At 68.8% G+C, this 19,717-nt stretch carries 18 protein-coding genes; 11 read left to right on the plus strand and 7 right to left on the minus strand.

The window, feature by feature from the left end:
- Positions 1–9 precede the first annotated feature (9 nt).
- The 5 genes from ABZY89_RS10470 to ABZY89_RS10490 all read left to right on the plus strand — a co-directional run bounded on the left by ABZY89_RS10470 (position 10) and on the right by ABZY89_RS10490 (position 6,927).
- On the plus strand, positions 10–786 hold the full coding sequence (locus ABZY89_RS10470; RefSeq protein ID WP_355226893.1) for an SDR family NAD(P)-dependent oxidoreductase: 777 nt from the start codon (positions 10–12) through the stop codon (positions 784–786).
- A 101-nt stretch (positions 787–887) separates the two neighbouring features.
- The gene (locus ABZY89_RS10475) at positions 888–2,519 is read left to right on the plus strand and encodes a VWA domain-containing protein (protein ID WP_355226895.1); all 1,632 of its coding nucleotides are present in this window, start codon (positions 888–890) and stop codon (positions 2,517–2,519) included.
- Positions 2,520–2,591: 72 nt separating this feature from the next.
- Positions 2,592–4,076 (plus strand): GTPase HflX, encoded by a 1,485-nt coding sequence (gene hflX / locus ABZY89_RS10480; protein ID WP_355226897.1) that lies wholly within the window; start codon positions 2,592–2,594, stop codon positions 4,074–4,076.
- 93 nt (positions 4,077–4,169) lie between these two features.
- Complete coding sequence (locus tag ABZY89_RS10485) at positions 4,170–4,922, plus strand: SGNH/GDSL hydrolase family protein (protein WP_355226898.1); 753 nt, start codon at positions 4,170–4,172, stop codon at positions 4,920–4,922.
- A 10-nt stretch (positions 4,923–4,932) separates the two neighbouring features.
- Positions 4,933–6,927, plus strand: coding sequence for an ATP-dependent DNA helicase (locus ABZY89_RS10490; protein WP_355226900.1), 1,995 nt, complete (start codon positions 4,933–4,935; stop codon positions 6,925–6,927).
- 55 nt (positions 6,928–6,982) lie between these two features.
- On the opposite strand, the gene ABZY89_RS10495 is transcribed toward ABZY89_RS10490, so the two are convergent.
- The 3 genes from ABZY89_RS10495 to lexA form a co-directional block, all read right to left on the minus strand.
- Complete coding sequence (locus ABZY89_RS10495) at positions 6,983–8,491, minus strand: MXAN_6640 family putative metalloprotease (RefSeq protein WP_355226902.1); 1,509 nt, start codon at positions 8,489–8,491, stop codon at positions 6,983–6,985.
- Positions 8,492–8,613: 122 nt separating this feature from the next.
- On the minus strand, positions 8,614–10,284 hold the full coding sequence (locus ABZY89_RS10500; RefSeq protein WP_355226903.1) for an alkaline phosphatase D family protein: 1,671 nt from the start codon (positions 10,282–10,284) through the stop codon (positions 8,614–8,616).
- Between the two features lie 97 nt (positions 10,285–10,381).
- Positions 10,382–11,149, minus strand: a complete 768-nt coding sequence (gene lexA / locus ABZY89_RS10505; protein WP_160025424.1) for a transcriptional repressor LexA — start codon at positions 11,147–11,149, stop codon at positions 10,382–10,384.
- Positions 11,150–11,331: 182 nt separating this feature from the next.
- Here lexA and ABZY89_RS10510 point away from each other — a divergent pair, with 182 nt between their 5' ends.
- Complete coding sequence (locus tag ABZY89_RS10510; RefSeq protein ID WP_355226905.1) at positions 11,332–11,709, plus strand: LysM peptidoglycan-binding domain-containing protein; 378 nt, start codon at positions 11,332–11,334, stop codon at positions 11,707–11,709.
- 112 nt (positions 11,710–11,821) lie between these two features.
- On the opposite strand, the gene ABZY89_RS10515 is transcribed toward ABZY89_RS10510, so the two are convergent.
- A complete protein-coding gene (locus ABZY89_RS10515; protein WP_355226907.1) occupies positions 11,822–12,718 on the minus strand; it encodes a hypothetical protein in 897 nt (298 codons plus the stop codon).
- A 397-nt stretch (positions 12,719–13,115) separates the two neighbouring features.
- Between ABZY89_RS10515 and nrdR the strand changes: the two genes are divergently transcribed.
- The 3 genes from nrdR (at position 13,116) to ABZY89_RS10530 (ending at position 17,138) form a co-directional block, all read left to right on the plus strand.
- Entirely contained in the window at positions 13,116–13,616 is a 501-nt protein-coding gene (nrdR, locus tag ABZY89_RS10520) for a transcriptional regulator NrdR (protein ID WP_160025421.1), read from the plus strand.
- A gap of 164 nt (positions 13,617–13,780) precedes the next feature.
- Entirely contained in the window at positions 13,781–16,696 is a 2,916-nt protein-coding gene (locus ABZY89_RS10525) for a vitamin B12-dependent ribonucleotide reductase (protein ID WP_355226909.1), read from the plus strand.
- Positions 16,697–16,778: 82 nt separating this feature from the next.
- Positions 16,779–17,138: an HIT domain-containing protein gene (locus ABZY89_RS10530; RefSeq protein ID WP_355226910.1), complete on the plus strand. Its 360-nt coding sequence runs from the start codon at positions 16,779–16,781 to the stop codon at positions 17,136–17,138.
- Between the two features lie 51 nt (positions 17,139–17,189).
- On the opposite strand, the gene ABZY89_RS10535 is transcribed toward ABZY89_RS10530, so the two are convergent.
- From ABZY89_RS10535 to ABZY89_RS10545, 3 genes are all read right to left on the minus strand, one after another.
- Positions 17,190–18,188 carry a hypothetical protein gene (locus ABZY89_RS10535; protein WP_355226912.1) on the minus strand — a complete coding sequence of 333 codons (999 nt, stop codon included), beginning with the start codon at positions 18,186–18,188 and terminating at the stop codon, positions 17,190–17,192.
- A gap of 94 nt (positions 18,189–18,282) precedes the next feature.
- On the minus strand, positions 18,283–18,453 hold the full coding sequence (locus tag ABZY89_RS10540; RefSeq protein ID WP_355226914.1) for a hypothetical protein: 171 nt from the start codon (positions 18,451–18,453) through the stop codon (positions 18,283–18,285).
- A 35-nt stretch (positions 18,454–18,488) separates the two neighbouring features.
- Positions 18,489–18,878, minus strand: a complete 390-nt coding sequence (locus ABZY89_RS10545) for a carboxymuconolactone decarboxylase family protein (protein ID WP_355019938.1) — start codon at positions 18,876–18,878, stop codon at positions 18,489–18,491.
- 128 nt (positions 18,879–19,006) lie between these two features.
- Here ABZY89_RS10545 and ABZY89_RS10550 point away from each other — a divergent pair, with 128 nt between their 5' ends.
- Together ABZY89_RS10550 and ABZY89_RS10555 are read left to right on the plus strand one after the other, a co-directional pair.
- A complete protein-coding gene (locus ABZY89_RS10550) occupies positions 19,007–19,429 on the plus strand; it encodes a DUF302 domain-containing protein (protein WP_355226915.1) in 423 nt (140 codons plus the stop codon).
- Positions 19,413–19,673 (plus strand): metal-sensitive transcriptional regulator, encoded by a 261-nt coding sequence (locus ABZY89_RS10555; protein ID WP_141802705.1) that lies wholly within the window; start codon positions 19,413–19,415, stop codon positions 19,671–19,673. The genes ABZY89_RS10550 and ABZY89_RS10555 overlap by 17 nt, the downstream gene beginning before the upstream one ends.
- The last annotated feature ends 44 nt before the right edge of the window (positions 19,674–19,717 follow it).

Raw genomic sequence — 19,717 nt, forward strand, 5'->3', positions numbered from 1 at the left:
GTGCTGCCCATGGAGTTGACTGATAGCACAGCGATCGTGACCGGTGCGGCCAGTGGGATCGGGGCGGCGACCGCCCGGGCGCTGGCCGCCAAGGGTGCGACGGTGATCGTCGCGGACATGCAGAAGGACAAGGGCGAGGCCCTGGCGGAGGAGATCAAGGGCCTGTTCGTGCCCGTCGATGTCACCGACACCGACCAGATCACCAACGCCGTGGAGAGGGCCGTCGAGATCGCGCCGCTGAAGGCGGTGGTCAACTCGGCCGGGATCGGCTGGGCGCAGCGCACCATCGGACGCGACGGCCAGATCGGCTCGGCGCACGACCTGGATGCGTACAAGAAGGTCATCGCGATCAACCTGATCGGCACCTTCGACATGTGCCGCCAGGCCGCGACCTACATCAGCCGCAACGAGCCCGATGCCAACGGGCAGCGTGGCGCGATCGTCAACCTGGCCAGCGTGGCGGCCTTCGACGGCCAGATCGGGCAGGTGTCCTACTCCTCGTCCAAGGGCGGCGTCGTCGGCCTCGCCCTCCCGCTCGCGCGCGACCTCGCCGCGGTCGGCATCCGCGTCAACACCGTCGCCCCGGGGCTGATCGACACCCCGATCTACGGCGAGGGCCCGGAGTCGGAGGCGTTCAAGGCCAAGCTCGGCGAGAGCGTCCTGTTCCCGCACCGGCTCGGTGAGCCGGCGGAGCTGGCGAGCATGGTCGTGGAGTGTCTGACCAACGACTACATGAACGGCGAGACGATCCGCGTCGACGGCGGCATCCGGATGCCACCGAAGTAACTGGACGCAAGAAGTACCCCGACGGCTGGCGCACCGCTAATGTGTGCGCCAGCCGCGGACCGTTTCAGACCGCTCCGCGGACGTCGGAGCAAGGAGTTCGCATGTCCGATAAGGCGGACACCAGTACGTCGAAGGCGCTCGCGATCATCGGTCCCGACGAGCCCTCGGGGCCGGCGGGACCGGGCGAGCCCCCGCGCGAGCCACGGCTGACGCGGGAGACGATCGGAGTGATCGCCGGTGCGGCCGGCGTACTGGCCGTGTGCCTGATCGCGACCGCGCTGGTCGCCAACGGCAACGCGGACTCGACCGACGACCGGACCTGTCTCGGCCCGGACATGACCGTCGCGGTGGCTCCCGAGGCGGCGACCGTCGTGGGCAACATCCTCGAGGACGCCGGCTGTGGCCAGATCGAGGTGGAGGCGACCAAGGCCGACCAGGTCCTTGCGCCGCTGGCGCTCGACGGCGATCTCCCCGATGTGTGGATCCCTGACTCCTCGGTCTGGCTGGACCGGGTCGACCCGGCCGTCGAGCCGGTGACGCTGCGGGACTCGATGGCCTCCTCGCCGGTCGTGCTCGTCTCCGGCGACGGGCTCACCCGCACCTCCTACGCCGAGGCTTTCGCCGAGGACGACCTGCTGATGGGCGACCCTCAGCGGATGATGAGCGCTCTCGGCACGGCCGTCGCGAGCCGGGGGAAGCCCCAGAGCGAGGCCAAGCTGGAGCCGTACGCAGAGCGGCTCGCCTCCGGGGAGGAGGGCGTCGGGCCGACCGACTCGGGACGCCTGGCCGAGCTGCAGACGGTCATGGGCGGAGTGACCGCGACCAGCGAGCAGCAGTGGTCGACGTACGCGCCGACGTTGAAGGCCAGTGCCCCGAAGGAGGGCACGGTGGTCCTCGACTACCCGGTCCTGATCACCGCGGACGCCTCGCGCCGCAACTCGATCGCCGCCTCGATCACCAGCTTCGCCAGGGTGCTCGACAGCGGTGCCGCCGACACCGCCCTGACCCAGGCCGGGTTCCGCACCACCGGAGCCGGCAAGCCGGCGCCCAACGTGGGTGCGTACACCCGCGTCGACTCGGCCGCGGTGGCGGAGACGGCCTCGGAGTGGAGCGCCAGGCTTCGGCCGACCCGGGCGATCGCGGTCATGGACGTCTCCGGCTCGATGGCGTGGCCGACCGCTCCTGACAGCGCCACGACCCGCCTGCAGGTCACCCAGGAAGCGGCCTCGGAAGCCGTCGGTCTCCTTCCCGGTGGCGCCGCGATCGGGCTCTGGGCCTTCTCCGAGAAGACCGAGGGCACGCTGGGCGCCGACCACAAGGTGCTCGTGCCCACCCGTCAGCTGGCCTCGAAGAACCAGCGCGCGCAGCTGACCAAGGAGATCGCCGGTCTCACCGCGCGCACCGGCGGCGGCACCTCCCTGCACGACACCGCCCTGGCGGCCTATCAGGCCGCGGTCGCCTCCTACGACCCGCTGGCCTCCAACGACGTGCTTCTCTTCACCGACGGCACCAACGACGACCCCGACTCGATGGACGTGGCAGAGCTCGTCCGCCAGCTCGAGGCTGCCTCCGACCCACGGCGGCCGGTCCGCGTCCTGGGGATCGGTATCACCGCCGACGCCGACCTCGGCACGCTGCAGGCGATCGCCGATGCGACCGGCGGGGCGGCGTACGTCGCCGAGCGGCCGGAGGACGTCGGGCAGGTCCTTCGAGAGGTGCTCGAGCAGCGCTGAGACCGGCCCCGGATCGGGCCTGTGGATAAGCATTGTCCCCCGGGTGGTGCGGCGCCGTATCCTTGTTGGTATATGACGAACAACGCACACGATTTCTCACTCGCTGACGAGCTCGAGGCCACCGAGGACTGGGACGCGCTCGACGACGGCTTCGAGTCGGGTTATGCCGACGAGGATCCCGAGGACATCGACCCGACCGTCGGTGCCATGGAGCTCGCCGAGCGGCACGCGCTCAAGCGCGTCGCCAGCCTGCGCACCGAGCTCGAGGACATCACAGAGGTCGAATACCGCCAGCTTCGCCTGGAGCGAGTGGTGCTCGTGGGCGTGTGGGCCGGCGGCACCCAGACCGACGCCGAGAACTCCCTGGCCGAGCTCGCGCTCCTCGCCGAGACGGCCGGCTCGGAGGTGCTCGAGGCGATCTACCAGCGTCGCCAGGCGCCCGACCCCGCGACGTACATCGGACGCGGCAAGGTCGAGGCGCTCAAGGAGATCGTCGCCGCGACCGGCGCCGACACCGTGATCGCCGACGGCGAGCTCGCCCCGAGCCAGCTCAGGAACCTCGAGGACCGCACCGGGGTCAAGGTCGTCGACCGGACCGCGCTGATCCTCGACATCTTCGCCCAGCATGCCAAGTCCCGCGAGGGCCAGGCGCAGGTGGAGCTCGCCCAGCTCAGCTACATGAAGCAGCGGCTTCGTGGTTGGGGTGGCAACCTGTCCCGCCAGGCCGGTGGCCGCGTCGCCGGCGGTGCCGGTATCGGTGGCCGTGGTCCCGGTGAGACCAAGATCGAGACCGACCGCCGCCGGATCAACACCAAGATCGCCAAGCTCAACCGTGAGCTGAAGGCGATGAAGGGCACGCGCGACACCAAGCGTGCCGACCGCAAACGCCACCACATCCCGGCGGTCGCGATCGCCGGTTACACCAACGCCGGCAAGTCGTCGCTGCTCAACCGGCTCACCGGTGCCGGGGTGCTCGTCGAGGACGCGCTCTTCGCGACCCTGGACCCGACCACCCGCCGCACCACCACCGAGGACGGACGGGTCTACACGATGTCCGACACCGTCGGTTTCGTGCGCCACCTGCCTCACCAGCTCGTCGAGGCCTTCCGCTCGACGCTGGAGGAGGTCGCCGACGCCGACCTGGTCGTGCACGTCGTCGACGGCTCCCACCCCGACCCCGAGGGTCAGCTGGCGGCGGTGCGTGAGGTCTTCGCCGAGATCGGTGCCAGCGAGGTGCCGGAGCTGGTCGTGATCAACAAGGCTGACATCTCCGACCCGTTGGTGATCGCCAGGCTGCTGCGCGCCGAGCCGCACTCGGTCGCGGTCTCGGCCAAGACCGGCGAGGGCATCGACGCGGCCATCAAGGCCGTCGAGACCGACCTGCCGCGGCCGGGCGTCGAGTTCTCCGCGCTGGTTCCCTACGAGCGGGGCGACCTGGTCAACCGGATCCACCAGCACGGCGAGATCGACCACCTCGAGCACACCGCCGAAGGCACCGTCGTCAAGGGCCGCGCCAACGCGGACCTGGCCGGCGAGCTGGCTGCGTACACGAACTGAGCGTGGAGCGCGCACTCTGATCCGGCGTTTCGAGATTGGTGATGCCAGGATCGTCCCGCACACTTGGGACGATCAGTCTCGGAGAGGGCAGGGATGCGGACACAGGTACGCCACGCGGCGCGCGCCACGATCGTGAGCGCGCTGGCTGGTGCTGTCCTGGTAGCCACGCTCGCGGGCTGTGGCAGCCAGGACGACGCCGCCCTCCCAGGGCAGAAGGCGAACCACGAGGCCGAGGTGACCCAGGACCTGTGCACCCGGCTGGCCGCCGAGTCGGTGACCCGCGCCTCCGTGGTGACCGGAGCCGGCGAGCGGGTCGTGGTGATCGGCGACTCCTGGGCCTCCGGCTTCGGGCTGGACGACCCCGGGCTGTCCTGGCCGCGCTATCTCGACGGCGAGGTGCGGGTCTCCGGCTTCGGCGGCACCGGCTACTCGCACGAGCTGATGGAGCGGTGCGGCCCGATCTCGTTCCCCGAGCGTGTTCCCGACGCGGTGGCGCAGGGGGCCGACCTGGTCGTGCTCGAAGGCGGCATCAACGACTCGAAGAGCGATCTCGACGACGTCGAGAAGGGCTTCCGGGCCACCCTGGACGAGCTGAAGGGCCACGAGGTGATCGTGCTCAGCGCGCCCAAGGTGAACTCCCGCGCCAAGGCCATCCGGGTCGTCAACAAGATGATGCGGCGGGTCTCGGCGGAGTACGGGGTGACGTACATCAACGTCTTCGACCTCGAGCTGCCGATGCTCGCGGACAACACCCACCTGACGGTGGCGGGCCACATGCAGTTCGGGGAGATCGTCGCCCGCCGGATCGCGGAGAGCCGATCGGAGACTGTCCCCGCCCACGGCTAAGGTTGCCCGAGTGACCGCAACCGAGACCGCCTCCCAGACGCCCGTACGTGAAGCCCTGGCGGATGCGGTCGCGACCCTCGGCGGGGCCACCCGCGAGGGTCAGGTGCTGATGGCCGACGCGGTCGCGCAGGCCCTGGCCGACGAGGAGCACCTGCTGGTCGAGGCCGGCACCGGCACCGGGAAGTCGCTGGCCTATCTGGTCCCGTCGCTGCTCCACGACAGTCGGGTCGTGATCGCCACCGCGACCCTGGCGCTGCAGCACCAGCTCGTCGAGCGTGACCTGCCGCGCCTGGTGAAGGCGATCGGTTCGCGCCCCGGCGTCGACGCGTCCTACGCCGTCCTCAAAGGCCGCTCCAACTACGCCTGCCTCCACCGGGTGCGCGAGGGCGCCCCCGACGACCAGGGCACCCTGGTCGACGTCCCGCTGGGGCCGATGGCCGAGAAGGTCCTCGAGCTGCGCAGCTGGGCCGAGAAGCAGGCGGAGAAGGGCGGCAGCGGCGAGCGCGACTCCGCGCCCCGCCACACCGACCGCGAGTGGCGCCAGGTCTCCGTCAACCACCGCGACTGCCTCGGCGCCGCCAAGTGCCCCTTCGGCGAGGAGTGCTTCGCCGAGGTCGCCAAAGAGAAGGCCCAGAAGAGCCACCTGATCGTCACCAACCACTCCCTGCTCGCGATCGACGCGATCGAGGGTGTGCCGATGATCCCGGAGTACGACGCCGTCGTGATCGACGAGGCCCATGAGCTCGTCGCTCGGGTGACCCAGGCGGCGACCGACGAGCTGACCGCGGCCGAGGTGGAACGGGCCGCCCGGCGGGCCCAGAAGCACATCGAGGGCTCCGAGGCCGACGACCTCGCCGACGCCTCCGACGCGTTGCGGGCGGCGATCAACGAGACCTCGCCCGGGCGGCTGATCACGCTGCCCGAGGTGGTCTCGGACGCCCTGGTGCTGGTGCGTGACACCGCTCGGTCCGCGATCTCCGCGCTGCCGAAGCCCAAGGACTCCGAAGGCGCCGATCCCGGCTTCCAGCAGGCCAAGGGCGGCCTGCAGGAGGTCTTCACCACCGCCGAGCGGATGGCCGCCGCCTCCGAGCACGACGTGATCTGGCTCAACGAGGGCGGCGACCGGATCCCGCCCCGCCTCTGCGTCGCGCCGCTGCAGGTCTGGGCGCAGATGCGCGAGAAGCTGCTCACCGAGAAGACCGTCGTCTTCGCCTCGGCGACCCTCAAGCTCGGCGGCGACTTCGGCCCCGTGGCCGGATCCCTCGGGCTCAAAGCGGAGGAGCGCACCGCGGTGGGTGCCGGGGCGCAGCGTACCGATGACGTGCTGCCGTGGATCGGCCTCGATGTCGGCAGCCCGTTCGACTACGGCAAGCAGGGCATTCTCTACGTCGCCCGCCACCTGCCTCCTCCGGGGCGTGACGGCATGGGCGCCAAGACCCTCGACGAGATCGTCGACCTGGTCGACGCCGCCGACGGGCGTACGCTCGGGCTCTTCTCGTCCCGGCGTGCCGCCGAGGCCGCCGCCGAGGTCGTGCGCCAGAAGCTGCCTCACCTGACCACGCTGGCCCAGGGCGACGCGCAGCTGCCCGAGCTCGCCGCGCAGTTCGTCGCCGACCCGCACACGGTCCTCTTCGGCACCCTGTCGCTGTGGCAGGGCCTCGACGTCCCCGGCGACACCTGTCAGCTGGTGATCATCGACCGGATCCCGTTCCCGCGCCCCGACGACCCGCTGATGTCGGCCCGGCAGCAGGCGGCCGACAAGGCCGGCGGCAACGGGTTCATGCAGGTCGCCGCCACCCATGCGGCGCTGCTGCTCGCGCAGGGTGCCGGCCGGCTGATCCGCACCACCACCGACCGCGGCGTCGTGGCCGTGCTGGACGCCCGCCTGGCCACCGCCCGCTACGGCGGGTTCCTCAAGGCCAGCCTGCCGCCGATGTGGGCCACGACCGACCCCGACGTCGTACGAAAGGCCCTCAAGCGGCTCTCGGAGATGGCCTCCGCCTAACCGAAAACCACGCCGAGTCGGCTCGTCATGACGAGCCGACTCGGCGTGGGTTGGGTCAGCGGTAGGTCTTCGCCCACCAGCGGTGGGTGGCCTTGTCGGGGGTCGCGACGCCGTGGCACGAGAACGCGGTGCCCTGGCCGCAGTTGAAGTTGCTGCTCGCGTTGGCGAAGGTGACCTCGACCTTGCGGATCCGCTTCGAGGAGAAGCCCTCGATGGTCTTGGTGGCGATGCCCTTGCTGTTGGGCTTGAGGTAGTAGACGCCGCGGGTGCCGTCGGTGCGGAAGATGCTGACCACGGCGCCGTTGGCGTTGGGCCGGGCCACGTCGACCTTGATCCGCAGCTTCCAGCCCTTGCCGACGTTCTTCGGGACGAGGCGCTGGGAGGCGTACGTCAGGTGCTTGAGGGTGAACTTGCCGTCGACGGTCTGTCGCTTGGCGGGCAGCGCGGTGCGGCCGTCGTAGACCGGCGGGTAGTAGGCCCGGCCCTCGCTGTACGTCTTCGAGGGGGCCAGGTTGGCGGCGGCGAAGCGAATGTACTGCTGCTTCAGCGTGGTGCCACGAGCGGCAAGCGCCTGCCGGATGGCGGTGGTGGAGTAGGTCGACGGCGCCCGGTTCCAGATCGAGAGGACCACCTCCGGCAGGGTCCCGCGCTCCTTGGTGAAACGCTCGGTCAGGTAACGGAAGAAGATCCAGTTGCCGTAGATGCCGAGGTTGGAGGCGTAGGAGTTGTCGAGCGGCTTGCGCTGGTCCTCGAGCTGGCCGTAGCCCAGGTATTGCCGGTTGTCGTTGATGCTGTCGTAGACCTCGTCCTCGACCCAGGTCGCGGTGGACTCCATCATCCAACGGTCCTCGCCGGCGTCGTAGGCGAACTGCACCGCGTGGAAGTATTCGTGAGCGGCCGTCACCCGGAGGTTCTCGGTGGGCGTGTTGACCGTGCCGTACTCGCTGGTGGCGTAGTCGTTGTCCATGACGCAGTAGGCCGTCGCGGCGGTCTTGGAGACCTTCGTCTCGGGCGCGCAGTAGCCGTAGTAGCCCTCGTCGTAGAGGTTCTCCAGGTAGATGTCGACCTTGCCCGGGGTGACCGCCTTGTCGGCCGCGGGCTTGCGGTAGCCCGCCTGCACGTAGAGGTTGTGGACCTTCGTGACCACGTCACGGACCTGGGTCGCGTACGTCGTCGAGGCGCGGTCCCCGCCGTTGCCCGGCGTGTAGTGGACGCAGACCGCGTCGCTGCAGGTCTGGGTCGCGGTGCGTGGGCGGGCGAGCAGCTCACGCGCAGCCGCTTTGTTGGAGCCGTCCAGGGCGTCCTTGGCGTTCCACAGGTCGGTCAGCGCGATGGTCGCGTCGGGCCGGCCGGCGACGTGCCGCCCGGGCACGACCTGCCGGGTGCCGCGCACCGACTGGTTGCGCTTGACCTTCTTGGCCGCGGCGAGCGCCTCGCGGGCCGCCTTCTCGGTCACCGGCTGCTCGGCGCTGGTGTCACCGCCGGTCCTCACCGAGGTCGCCGGCGTCGAGCCGGTTGCGGGCATGGTGGCGACGAACGTCGCGACGACCATGCCTGCGATCAAGACGAGGGATCGTTGTTTGCGGTTGATCCGGCGGGCAATGTTTCGCATGAGATACCAGACGTTCGGGAAGGCAGACCTGGGCAGTCTAAGCGCAGAGTGCCGCTGTGTCCGGGGGACACGGCCTACACGGGCTGTGTGACGTGATGGAGCCTGTTGCTTCCGGTTGCGGTGGCGTACGACCTGGCCCAGGTGGCGGCGGTGTTGGAGTCCTTGCGCTCGCCGATGACGTACCAGTCCATCTGGGCGCGATTGCGGGTCACGTCGAGGACGGAGAAGCCGTGGTCGTCGAAGTTGAGGTAGCGGACGTGGCGGTTGGCGGTCCTGATGATGTTCTCGACCGTCAGGCTGACAGTCCGGCGCGGCGCGCCGAGGATGTCCTTGAGGTTGTTCGAGGTCACCGAGGTGGCCACGAACTCGACACCGGCGGTCTTGCCGAGCGGGTAGACGGCGGAGTCGTACGGCAGGTCGCACGCCCAGCCCGAGTGGATGTCGCCGGTGACGAAGACGGTGTCGGTGATCGCGTTGTTGCGGATGTGCTCGAAGAGCTCGGTGCGGTCGGCGGTGTAGCCGTCCCACTGGTCGACGTTGTAGGCGATGCCGTTGTCGGGCAGCAGGCCAGTGATGTCGTTGACCGGGGTGATCAGGCTCTTCGGGAGCGCGCCGAAGGTGACCGGCGCGATCATCACCGGGTTGCCGACGATCTTCCACTGAGCATCGGTGAGCAGGCCGTCCTTGAGCCACGCCAGCTGCTCGTCGCCGGTGATCGTGCGGTCGGGGTCGTCGACGCCGGCGAGGTCGGTGCGGGCGACCTGCTGGGAGCGGTAGGAGCGCAGATCGAGCATGCTCAGCTCGAGCAGGTTGCCGAAACGCAGCCGCCGGTGGATGCGGTCGTGGAGATGGCCGTCGGATTCCACCGTCGCTGTGCCACCGACGCGCAGCGGCATCCATTCGTCGTAGGCCTGGTTGGCGTTGGTCTTGCGGTCGATCCAGTCGTACTCGCCCGGTTCGTTGTTCTCGGCGCCGAGCATCCAGGCGTCGTTGGCCGACTCGTGGTCGTCCCAGGTGACGATCCAGGGCAGCCGGGCGTGGGCGGCGGAGAGGTCGACGTCGCGCTTGTACTGCGCGTGCCGGATCCGGTAGTCGGCCAGCGTGTGCATCTCGTGGGCCGGCTCGTGCGGCCGGACGTCCTCGTTGGCCATGCCGTAGCCGTACTCGCCGGGGCCGTACTCGTAGAGGTAGTCGCCCAGGTGGAGGATCGCGTGCAGGTCGTCGCGGGCGGCCAGGTGGCGGTAGGACGCGAACCAGCCGGCCTGCAGGTTGGAGCAGGAGACCACCCCGAAACGTACGTTCTCCGGCGCCGCATCCGCGGCCGGAGCGGTGCGGGTACGGCCGACCCGGCTGGTCTGGCCGTTGTAGATGAAGCGGTAGAAGTACCAGCTCTCCGGGGCCAGTCCGGCGACGTCGAGCTTCACGGTGTGGTCGCGGTCGGGGCCCGTCTGCTGGGATCCCCTCGCGGTGACGCGGCCGAAGTCGGCGGCGGGCGAGACCTCCCAGCGGACCAGGACCTCCTTGCCCTGCCCGGACCCCGGCGTCGCGTCCGCCGTCGGCGTGACCCGGGTCCAGATGACCACGCGGTCCGGGAGCGGGTCGCCGGAGGCGACGCCGTGCTGGAAGTGGTTGAGCGCGCCGCTCGCGGCCTCGGCGGGCTCGGGAAGAGCGATGGCTCCGGCTCCTGCGGCGGTCGCCAGCCCGGCGGCGATGAGGGTGCGGCGGTCGATCTGCGTCTGGGTCACGCTGCATGGAACGACGCAGCCGCCGGCCCTGTCATGGGCCGGCGGCTGGATTTCACGCAGTGTTCCCGGACTGGTTCCGGGAGGTGTGGCGCAGGACTCAGAGGCTGCGCAGGACCGCCGTCACCTTGCCGAGGATCGTCGCGTGGGTGCCGTCGATCGGCTCGTACGCAGCGTTGTGCGGCAGCAGCCAGACCTTGCCGTCCTTGCGGGAGAGCGTCTTGACGGTGGCCTCGCCGTCGATCAGCGCGGCCACGATCTCGCCGTTCTCGGCGGTCGGCTGCTGGCGCACGACCACGAAGTCGCCGTCGCAGATCGCCGCGTCGACCATCGAGTCACCGGAGACCGAGAGCAGGAAGAGGTCGCCGTTGCCGACCAGCTGCTTGGGCAGCGGGAAGACGTCCTCGATGCTCTGCTGGCTCGAGGTCTCCTCGGCCAGGATCGGGCCACCGGCCGCGATCCGCCCGACCAGGGGGACCATGGCGGCGTCGGGGTTGGGGTTGATGTCGGCCTCGGCGGTGATCGTCGACTCGGGCTCCTCGCCGGACATGGCCTTGCGGTGGGCCATCACCTCCGGGAGGAAGACCTCGAGGGCGCGCGGTCGCTTCGGGTCCTTGCGGATCAGACCACGCTGCTCCAGCGCACGGAGCTGGTGGGCGACGCTGCTGGTGCTGGTCAGCCCGACCGCGGCGCCGATCTCGCGCATGCTGGGCGGGTAGCCGCGCTGCTCGATGCTGTCGCGCAGGTGAGCGAGGATGCGCTGCTGACGCGGCGTGAGCCCGGTCGCGTCCGGCGGCCCGTCGGGCAGCTCGCGGACGCGGCTCTTCTTCGAACCGCCTGATCCGGTGCCTGTCTTCTGCGTGGTCATGTCACCACATTAGTCCCTCTGGCACCACGACATCAAACATTTGTTCGACCTCATCGGCGGCGCGTGTCGGCGTTCGAAAATTCTTGGGGTCGCTACTTGCGTTGTTCGAACACGTGATCTACCTTCGAACATGTGCTCGATCGAACACGTGATCGAGAGACTTGTGATCAGGAGGCCGTGAGATGAGTGCAACAGTCTATGTGCTGCCCGTAGCCGAGCCGCCGCGTCCGGTGCCTGAGGTGCGTCGCTCGACCGTGCGGCTCACTCGTCGCGGACGAGTCGTCGTGTTCGCATTCGCGCTCGTCGTGCTCTTCGGGATCGCGCTGATCGGGGCGAAGGTGGCGTTCGCGGTGGAGAACGGTGCCGACAAAAGTCCCTCCTCCACCGCCCACACGATGGTCGTCGGCGATGGCGACACGCTCTGGGACATCTCCTCGAAGGCCGTCGCCGGCACCGACTCCTCGATTCGGGAGATGGAGCAGAGGATCAAGGAGCTCAACAGTCTCGAGTCCTCGATGCTCGTGTCCGGACAGACGCTGATCGTTCCGACCGCGCCCTGAGGCGCCGCACAGTTGTCCGGCTGCTCCTTCGACCCTGGCAGCCGGCTACCGGGGAAAGAGTGAGAGTGCTGCAGACGATGGGAAGCGTCTGCAGCACTCTCGCTGTATCGGGTCAGTGGCGCCCGCGGTAGGGGCTGTCCGGCTCGGCCGGCGGCCACTGCTTGTTGCGAGTGCCGTGCCGCGGCGGCCACTCGTCGTCCGGTTCGACCGGCGGGTCCTGCGGCTGGCGCTGGGTGGGCATCGCCTGGGTTGCGGCGGGGTCCTGGGTCAGTCGAGCACGCGAGCCGGTCTGACCGTAGCCGCTCGGGGTCTGGTAGGCGCCGGACTGATACTGCGGGGAGCCGCCCTGCTGGGTGGGGTAGCTGTCCGTGCCGTAGCCCTGCGAGCCGTACCCCGGAGTGCTCTGCGGCGTCGACGTCGGTGTCGGCGGGCTCGAGTAGTAGGGCTGCGGGGTGGGTGGCGGGCTGGTCGGCGGCTGGTAGGACGGTGCGCCGTAGGCGGCCCGGCTACCGGTGTTGCCGTAGCCCTGATCGCTGCTGGGGTAGCCGTAGGGCGACTGGGAGCCGGTGTCGGTGTAGGCCGAGCGGTTCGAGGTGTCGCCGTAGGGCGGCTGGCTCCCGGTGTCGGAGCTGTGCCGGCCGTACGAACCGGTGTCGTCGTAGCCGTAGGAGCCGGTGCCGTAGTAGTCCTGCTCCGGGTAGGCCTGCTCAGGGTAGGCCTGGTCGGAGTAGGCCGGGGCCGAGTAGTCCTGCTCCTCGACGTAGGCGTTGGAGTGGCTTCCGGCGTAGTCGTCGGCGGGTGGCGTGGTGGGGGAGCCGGAGAAGGCCCGCCAGGCCTTCCCGGCGAAGGTGAAGGTCAGGAAGAGGCAGGCGACTGCAACGACCGCCGCGATGGCGAGCTTCGCCCAGGCGCCGGAATCGCCTCCCCGTGCGTCGGCCCCGAAACCGACGGCGACCCACACGAGCACTCCCCAGATGACGAGGAAGGCCAGTGTCGCGATCGCAGGCAAGATGAAAGGTGGCCGGGGACCGCTTCTGGGGCGCGTGCCTCTCCGCGACCCGACGCGATTTCCTCCGGAGATGTTTGTCACGGGGGTCATTCTTACTCATCCAGGCCAGTCCGTCGCCGCTGAACCGGAATCTTTCGGTGTTTGACCGGCGACACGCCGGACACGCGGGTAAACCCGACCCTCGCTTGCATCGTCGTGGGGGCGGGCGTACGGTTACCACTACATCTAGTAGTTACACGGCTGTAGTTATCCACATCTAGTTCACATGAACAGGCGGATGGCCCACAGCGATGGGGGTGTTGTTCCACAGGGACTCACGCTCATATCCACAGGTTCCACAGGCTCGGGCCGCCAATGAGACGGCCGGATCCACAGGTCTCACGAGAGGGGCTCTACCGTGCACTGTCCGTTCTGCCGACACAGCGACACCAAGGTGCTCGACTCCCGCGTGGCTGAGGACGGTGGCCAGATCCGGCGCCGCCGGGTCTGCCAGGAATGTGGGAAGCGGTTCACGACCGTCGAGCAGATGCAGCTGATGGTGGCCAAGCGCTCCGGCGCAGCGGAGCCGTTCAGCCGCGACAAGGCGGTGCACGGCGTACGCAAGGCATGCAAGGGCCGGCCGGTCACCGAGGACCAGCTCGCCTGCCTCGGCCAGGAGGTCGAGCAGGCGCTGCGCAGCCAGGGGCTGGCCGAGGTTCCCAGCAACGAGGTGGGGCTGGCGATCCTCGCGCCGCTGCGCGAGCTCGACGAGGTGGCCTACCTGCGCTTCGCGAGCGTCTACCGGGCCTTCGGTTCGGTGGAGGACTTCGAGCGTGAGATCCAGATGCTGCGTACGGAACGGGAAGTCCAGGACTTCGAGGCAGAACATCCGGTCGAGGCCCCGGTGGGCTCCGACTAGGTCCCACGGGACACATAGACCGGCCCGGGCAGGCCGTGGGGAAGCGACCTGCTCGGGCCAATCAACGGCACAGCCAGCGGAAACAGATAGAACAGAGCAAGGACTCCACCATCAGCACCGACCAGCAGTACGGCACAGCGATCGATGACAACAGGGGGAACGAAATGACAGACACGGCAGCAGAGGCACAGGCATCGGCGAAGGCAGGCGCCGGGCTGAAGATCGAGCGGATCTTCAGTACCGAGGGCGTCCACCCCTACGACGAGATCACCTGGGAGCGGCGCGACGTCGTCCAGAAGAACTGGAAGACCGGCGAGACCGTCTTCGAGCAGACCGGAGTCGAGTTCCCCGACTTCTGGTCGATCAACGCCTCGACGATCGTGACGACCAAGTACTTCCGCGGCGCCATCGGCACCGAGAAGCGTGAGCAGAGCCTGAAGCAGCTGATCGACCGGGTCGTGAACACCTACGTCGCCTCCGGCAAGGAGAACGACTACTTCGCCTCCGACGCCGACGCCGACCTCTTCGGTCGCGAGCTCACCTGGCTGCTGGTCAACCAGCACTTCGCCTTCAACTCGCCGGTCTGGTTCAACGTCGGCACCGAGTCCCCCCAGCAGGTCTCGGCCTGTTTCATCCTCTCGGTCGACGACTCCATGGACTCGATCCTGAACTGGTACAAGGAGGAGGGCCTGATCTTCAAGGGCGGCTCCGGTGCCGGTCTCAACCTCTCCCGCATCCGCTCCTCCAAGGAGCTGCTGAAGTCCTCCGGCGGCACCGCCTCCGGCCCGGTCTCCTTCATGCGCGGCGCCGACGCGTCCGCGGGCACCATCAAGTCCGGTGGCGCCACCCGCCGCGCGGCGAAGATGGTCGTGCTCGACGTCGACCACCCCGACATCGAGGAGTTCGTCGAGACCAAGGCGCGCGAGGAGGACAAGATCCGCGCGCTGCGCGACGCCGGCTTCGACATGGACCTGGGCGGCAAGGACATCTCGTCCGTGCAGTACCAGAACGCCAACAACTCCGTGCGCGTCTCCGACGAGTTCATGCGCGCCGTCGAGGAGGGCAAGAAGTTCGGCCTCAGGGCGCGTACGACCGGTGAGGTCATCGAGGAGATCGACGCCCGCGAGCTGTTCCGCAAGATCTCGATCGCCGCGTGGGAGTGTGCCGACCCGGGTCTGCAGTACGACGACACGATCAACGACTGGCACACCAACCCGGAGACGGGCCGGATCACCGGCTCCAACCCGTGCTCGGAGTACATGTCGCTGGACAACTCCTCCTGCAACCTGGCGTCGCTGAACCTGCTCAAGTTCCTCAAGGACGACGACACCTTCGACGCCGTGCGCTTCCAGCAGGCCTGCGAGGTCGTCTTCACCGCGATGGACATCTCGATCTGCTTCGCCGACTTCCCGACCGAGGCGATCGGCGAGACCACCCGCGACTACCGCCAGCTCGGCATCGGCTACGCCAACCTCGGCGCGCTGCTGATGGCGATGGGTCTGGGCTATGACAGCGAGGGTGGCCGCACGATGGCCGCCGCCATCACCTCGCTGATGACCGGTGCCGGCTACAAGCGCTCGGCCGAGCTGGCCGGGGTCGTCGGGCCGTACGCCGGTTACGCCCGCAACGCCGAGGCCCACCAGCGGGTCATGCGCAAGCACCAGGCCGCCAACGACGCGGTCCGCTCGATCAACCCGGTCGACCGCAACATCATCGACGCGGCCACCCGCGTGTGGAACGACGTCGTCGAGATCGGCAAGGTCAACGGCTTCCGCAACGCCCAGGCCTCGCTGCTCGCGCCGACCGGCACCATCGGCTTCATGATGGACTGCGACACCACCGGCATCGAGCCCGACTTCTCGCTGGTCAAGTTCAAGAAGCTCGTCGGCGGCGGCTCGATGCAGATCGTCAACCAGGTGATCCCGCGCGCGCTGAAGAAGATGGGCTACCAGCCCGAGCAGATCGAGGCGATCGTCGCCTACATCGCCGAGCACGGCCACGTCATCGACGCCCCCGGCCTGCGCCAGGAGCACTACGAGGTCTTCGACACCGCGATGGGCAAGCGTGCGCTGCAGCCGATGGGCCACGTACGCATGATGGCGGCGACCCAGCCGTTCCTCTCCGGTGCGATCTCCAAGACCGTCAACCTGCCCGAGACCGCGACGGTCGAGGAGATCGAGCAGGTCTACATGGAGTCGTGGAAGCTGGGCCTGAAGGCCACCGCGATCTACCGCGACAACTGCAAGGTCGGCCAGCCGCTGGCCGACGGCAAGTCGGAGGGTGCCAAGAAGGACCAGGGCCTCTCCACCGCCGCCGTGGCTGCTGAGGCCGAGGTCGAGCCCGAGGTCGTCGAGAAGATCATCGAGAAGATCGTCTACGCGCCGACCCGCAAGCGCCTGCCGAAGTCCCGCGTATCGCGCACCACCTCCTTCACGGTCGGTGGCGCCGAGGGCTACATGACCTCCGGTGCCCACGCCGACGGCGAGCTCGGTGAGGTCTTCCTTAAGCTCGGCAAGCAGGGCTCGACCCTGGCCGGTGTCATGGACGCCTTCTCCATCGCGGTCTCCGTCGGCCTTCAGTACGGCGTGCCCCTGGAGACCTACGTCTCCAAGTTCACCAACCTGAAGTTCGAGCCCGCCGGTCTGACCGACGACCCGGACGTACGCATGGCGCAGTCGCTCATGGACTACGTCTTCCGCCGCCTGGCGCTGGACTACATGTCCTTCGAGGATCGCTCTGCTCTCGGCATCTACTCCGCCGACGAGCGCCAGCGCTACCTCGAGACCGGCTCCTACGAGCAGCTCGGCAACGGCACCACCGCCGCCGAGCTGGTCCAGAAGCCGGCCCCGGAGCGCAAGGCCGCTCCTGTCGCCGAGCCGGTCGAGGCCGAGGTCGAGGAGGAGGCTGAGGTCGTCGAGGAGGCACCGAAGGCCACCGCCCACACCACCGCCGAGCTGCTCGAATCGATCAGCGGCATGGCCATCGACAGCCCGCTCTGCTTCACCTGCGGCACCAAGATGCGCCCCGCCGGCTCCTGCTACGTCTGCGAGGGCTGCGGCTCGACCTCCGGTTGCAGCTGAGCCTGAAGGCTGAATGAGTCCGGTCCCGCACCCGAGTAAGGGTGCGGGACCGGACTCATTTGTGGGTCCTAAGGTTGACGGGGTGGAGGTCGTGAGCACCGGTGCCGGATACGACGGACCTGACTTCTACTGTGATGTCGCCATTCCCCACCCCGACCGTCTCGACGTGGTGCACGACAGCGCCAGGGTGCTGGCGTTCCACCACACGCGGCCGTTCTGGGCGGTCCACATCGTGGTGGTGCCCAAACGTCACATCGCGTCGCTCACGACTGTGAGCGATGAGGACGAGACCGACGTACGTGAGCTGTTCGGGGTAGTCCAAGCAGTGGCCAGAAATGTGGAACTCGAGCACGGCGCCGCGGCGGTGCTCACCAATCTGGGTGCCTACCAAGACTCCAAGCACCTCCACGTGCACGTCCACAGCGGCGGGCGCCGAGGCTGACTCGGTGACGTGGGAGTCCCGGTGTCACTGGGTGACATCGGGACTCCCACGTCACATCCAGATCTCCAGGGCGCACTCGTCTCCGCACATTTTCGGGTTGTCCTGCCAGCCTCGTTGGTGCAGCAGCTGTGTGACTCTGGCGGCGGTTCGGCACTGGGTCTCGAACACCTGGGGCCAGCGGACGCGGGCGGTGAGCCTGCCGCCCAGCGCCAGGTCGTCGAGGTCGCGGTCGGCGTCGCGGCCCTGAGCTCGCCAGGACTCATGGTTGAGCCGGCCGTCGAGTTCGACTACGAGGCCGTACGCCTCGTACTCGACGTCGCGGAACTCCTTGCCATTCGGTGTCGATCGTTCGCTCTGGCGGGTGCCTGTCGGGAGGCCGTGGGCGCGTTCGACGCGGGTGAGGTAGCCGTGCTCGAGGACCGAGCAGGTGCCCGCGTCCACGTCGGCGAGCAGATTGGTGATGAAGCCGCGACGGGGGAGTCGTGGGTGGCGCTTCAGGGCGGTGCGTACGGCGTTGGTGGTCACTCCACGGCGGCCGATGGTGTCGGTGAGTAGGCCGATGACCTCGATCTCGGAGGTTGCCTCGCGGGCTTGGAGGAGGGCGTTGTCCTCCAGCTTGAGGCGGGGCGGGCGCTGGCCGGCGAACATCTGGCGGGCCATCCCGACCACGCGGTGGACGATCACGCCCGGGGGTGGGTCGAGACGGCGGCTGTGGTCGATGGCGACGTGGATGGGGCCGTCGGCGTCGTCCGTGCGGAGCGGTTCGAGGACCGTCGGCCCGCACAGGGCGGCGGGCTCGGCGTAGAGCACCGCCGCCCAGGCGCGCTGGCGCCAGGTGAGCGGGCCGGTGTGGGTGACGTAGACGCCGCGATGGACCAACTGCATCTCGCGGCGTCTGATCGCGCGACGGACGTCGTTCGGTGTGTATCCGCCGACGGTGAGCTGGGCGCGGCTGGCCACGCCGTCCTGTAGCTCCAGCTCACGCTCGGCCCAGGCTCGCCGCGCGGCCAGCTCGCGGGCAGAGAGTTCGAGATCTGCAAGAGCCGTCACCTCTGCCCCTTTCTTAGCCGCGACGAGCGTTGCTCGGAACGATAGGTGCCGCCTCCGACAGTTTCGTGTGCCCTGGGTTCCGCCTTCGGGAGGCTCAGTTGCCGAGGATGCGGCTCAGCCAGGTGCCGTTGGGGTCCTTGGGGTCGGCGGAGTGCCCGGGGCACCACTGACCGGTGGGCACGGAGGCCTTGACGGCGGCGACGTGGCGGCCGCAGCCGGCCCAGGTGGTCTTCCTGCACTTCTTGCAGCGGACGGGGCGACACATTGTTCGGTTCCTGCTTCTGTGGATCTGGGTGGTGGTCAGGCGGGAGGTTCGCCGGCGTCGAGGGCGTCGACGAACTCGCAGAACGCGTCGAAGGCTCGCGCGCCGTGGATGGTGGCGGGACCGCCGTGCATGAGGAAGGTGACGCCGATGGCCTCGGCTGCCTCCTGGGGGCTCGCACCGGCGCGAGCGGCGGCCTGGCCGTGGGAGGCGATGCAGCCGTCGCAGCCTTCGACCACGCCGATCGCGAAGGCGATCAGCTCCTTGGTCTTACGGTCGAGCGCACCGTCGGCGAAGGCGGCCTTGGAGAGCCCGCCCCAGCCCTTGTAGACGTCGGGGATGGCGCGGCGTAGCTCCTGGTGGAGCGGCCCCAGGTCCCGCAGGACGCTCTTGCCGTGGGGCGAGGCATGGTCAGTAGTGGTGGTCATGGTGGCTCCTTTCGGCCGCGGTGTAGGAGGTGTCTCCTCTCAGATCGTAACCCCCCGGGGGGTTACGATCAGGACGGTAGCATAACCCCCCGGGGGGTTATAGAATCGCTGAAGACAAAGGAGAACAGATGACCAGCTTCACCCTGAGCGCCACCGTCGCCGCGTCGTACGCGGAGACCTTGGCGCGCGTACGAGACCTCCTCGGCGACGCCGGGTTCGGCGTCCTCACCGAGATCGACCTGAGCGCCACCCTGCACGCCAAGCTCGGTGTCGACATCCCGCAGCAGGTGATCCTCGGAGCCTGCATGCCCCAGCTCGCACATCGCGCGCTCGAGGCAGATCCGCGGATCGCGACGATGCTGCCGTGCAACGTCGTGGTCGCCGCCGAGGGCGAGGAGACCCGGGTGGAGATCTTCGACCCGGCTGCGATGACCTCGTTCAGCCCGGACGCCGGCGTCGCCGAGGTCGCGGCGGACGCGCGTCAGCGCCTCACTGGCATGTTGGAAGCACTCACTGGAGAGAAGAAGGACGACGATGCAGCTCGAGCCTGACGAGATCAAGGCCGTCATCACCCGACTCAAGCGGGCCAACGGCCACTTGGCGTCCGTGATCCGGATGCTCGAGGAGGGGTCGGAGTGCGAGGACGCACTGACCCAGCTCGCGGCGGTCAACAAGGCGGTCAGCCGAGGCGGCTACGCGCTGGTCGCCACCGGGCTGGAGAAGTGCCTCGCCGAGGGCGGGCGCGACAGTGTCGACACCAAGAAGATGGAGAAGCTCTTCCTCGCTCTTGCCTGATCGGCGGGCCGTTCACTGTCCACAGGCGGCCTCCAGGACAGGGT

Origin of the sequence: Nocardioides sp. NPDC006303, from assembly GCF_040613175.1 — a bacterium.
Classification (GTDB): Bacteria; Actinomycetota; Actinomycetes; order Propionibacteriales; family Nocardioidaceae; genus Nocardioides.

Coding starts and splice junctions, on each gene's coding strand:
- ABZY89_RS10470 (WP_355226893.1), top strand. CDS start 10: ATGGAGTTGACTGATAGCACAGCGATCGTGACCGGTGCGGCCAGTGGG.
- ABZY89_RS10510 (WP_355226905.1), top strand. CDS start 11,332: ATGAGTGCAACAGTCTATGTGCTGCCCGTAGCCGAGCCGCCGCGTCCG.
- hflX (WP_355226897.1), top strand. CDS start 2,592: ATGACGAACAACGCACACGATTTCTCACTCGCTGACGAGCTCGAGGCC.
- ABZY89_RS10525 (WP_355226909.1), top strand. CDS start 13,781: ATGACAGACACGGCAGCAGAGGCACAGGCATCGGCGAAGGCAGGCGCC.
- ABZY89_RS10550 (WP_355226915.1), top strand. CDS start 19,007: ATGACCAGCTTCACCCTGAGCGCCACCGTCGCCGCGTCGTACGCGGAG.
- ABZY89_RS10475 (WP_355226895.1), top strand. CDS start 888: ATGTCCGATAAGGCGGACACCAGTACGTCGAAGGCGCTCGCGATCATC.
- ABZY89_RS10545 (WP_355019938.1), bottom strand. CDS start 18,878: ATGACCACCACTACTGACCATGCCTCGCCCCACGGCAAGAGCGTCCTG.
- ABZY89_RS10540 (WP_355226914.1), bottom strand. CDS start 18,453: ATGTGTCGCCCCGTCCGCTGCAAGAAGTGCAGGAAGACCACCTGGGCC.
- ABZY89_RS10485 (WP_355226898.1), top strand. CDS start 4,170: ATGCGGACACAGGTACGCCACGCGGCGCGCGCCACGATCGTGAGCGCG.
- ABZY89_RS10555 (WP_141802705.1), top strand. CDS start 19,413: ATGCAGCTCGAGCCTGACGAGATCAAGGCCGTCATCACCCGACTCAAG.
- lexA (WP_160025424.1), bottom strand. CDS start 11,149: ATGACCACGCAGAAGACAGGCACCGGATCAGGCGGTTCGAAGAAGAGC.